The sequence below is a fragment of the Natronincola peptidivorans genome (assembly GCF_900111615.1).
GTDB lineage: Bacteria > Bacillota > Clostridia > Peptostreptococcales > Natronincolaceae > Natronincola_A > Natronincola_A peptidivorans.
The window spans coordinates 1-1874 of sequence record NZ_FOHU01000052.1 but is presented as its reverse complement, the minus strand read 5'-3'; the positions used below and the strand labels follow the sequence as shown (position 1 = coordinate 1874).

General features: G+C 36.8%; 1 protein-coding gene and 1 riboswitch. The gene reads left to right on the top strand.

Annotated features, from left to right (window positions below):
* The first annotated feature begins 474 nt into the window (after positions 1-474).
* Positions 475-561: riboswitch (cyclic di-GMP riboswitch) on the top strand.
* Positions 562-697: 136 nt separating this feature from the next.
* Positions 698-1874 (top strand): methyl-accepting chemotaxis protein (locus BMX10_RS17685; protein WP_139176508.1); only part of this gene is annotated, 1177 nt, incomplete at its 3' end.

Below are 1874 nucleotides of genomic sequence, written 5' to 3'. Positions count from 1 at the left end.
GATATCATGCAAAGCCTAGCTGCAATTGCTGAAGAAAACGCTGCTGGGACTGAAGAAGCTTCTGCGTCAGTGGAAGAACAAACAGCTTCTATGGAGGAAATATCCAATGCCAGTGAAGCCTTAGCACGATTAGCAGAAGAAATGCAGGAAAGTATAAGTAGGTTTAAGTATTAAAGAATGAACCTAGCTGAAAGGCTATAGATTTTAATATATGAAAAGTATAAAATCTCCTAAGCAGAAAGAAGGCTTAGGAGATTTTGTTATTTGTAAAACTATAGGAGCGTTTTTTAAAAACGTAATCCAATAAACAATAAAGCAGGAGAAAAACAAGAAAAGAAGCCATTCTACAAAATATTACTTTATACTACAAAATTTGACAAAAAGTTGTCAATAAGGTAAAATAAGGTTAGAAAAGAGAATTTAACCAAGGGATAAGAAAAGGGAATAAAAAAGAAGTTCTAAAATTAAATATTGTATCGATAATGGCACAGCTATCGAAAGATAGCGTCGCAAAGCTATGGGTCTAAGGAAGAAATATTCTATGATTGCCAGGTTACCGAAATGCAAAGTAGAGATAATGAAGCTAGCATTATTCTATTTACTATGTATTGAAACATCTGTGCTCTAGAGGACATAGGTGTTTTTTTAATATAGCATATGTAGAACTACACTTTCAAAAAAGTGGGGAGGGCAAAAAATGAAAAGTATAAAAACAAAGCTTATTGTGTATTTCTGTATTCTAATTTTAGTAGGATCTATAGGTCTTGGCTTTATGTCCATAACAACAGCTAGCAATGCTGTTACTGAAGAAGCTGAAAAGGCATTGGTAATGCTAGCCCAGGAGGGAGCAAAATTAACAGAAAGTCGAATAGAGACACCTATGACAGCACTGGAAATGCTGGCAGGAAGGCAGGATATAGAGAGCATGGATTTCGAGGAGCAACAGCCTGTATTACAAAGGCAATTGGAAAGAACGGGTTTTCTTGCTTTAGGAGTGGTATATCCTAATGGAACAACCTACTACAATGATGGAACAACGGCTGAATTAGGAGACAGAGAGTATGTAAAAAGAGCCTTCAATGGAGAATCCAATGTTTCAGATATCATTATTAGTCGTGTAACCAATTCAGCTGTACTGATGTATGCTGTGCCCATTGAAAACAATGGTAGAGTAGTAGGTGTTTTAATAGGAAGAAGAGACGGAAGCTTTTTAAGTGACCTCACTGACGACATGGGTTTTGGAGAATTGGGGTATGCCTACATGATCAATACTGATGGCAATGTCATTGCCTATCCAGATAGAGACAGGGTAATGGATCAGTGGAATCCTATAGAAGAATCACAGCAGGATGAGACATTAAAATCTATGGCGTCTTTTTTTCAAACGATGATTGGAGAGAAGGAAGGAATAGGAAATTATCATTTTCAAGGGAATAGCCTTTATGCAGGATATGCTCCTATAGAAGGAACCAACTGGATTATAGGGATAACCGCTAATGAAGAGGAAGTATTAGCGGCGGTTCCAAGGTTGCAAAGGAATATTGCAATAATATCCTTAATCATCCTTATAATAAGTGTAATGAGTTGCTTATTTATAGGCAATTCAATTACAAAGCCTATTATTTCATCAATAGCATACTCGAAAAAGATAGCTAACCTAGATATGACTGAAGACATGCCAGAAATATTCTTAAAAAGAAAAGATGAGATTGGTTCCTTAGCAATGGCATTTCAAACAATAACAGATAATCTCAGGGAATTCATAAAACAAATATCTGACACCTCTCAACAGGTAGCATCCTCCTCAGAGGAATTAACCGCCACCAGTCAGCAATCCTCCATGGCAGCTGAGGAAGTAGCAAGGACCATAGAGG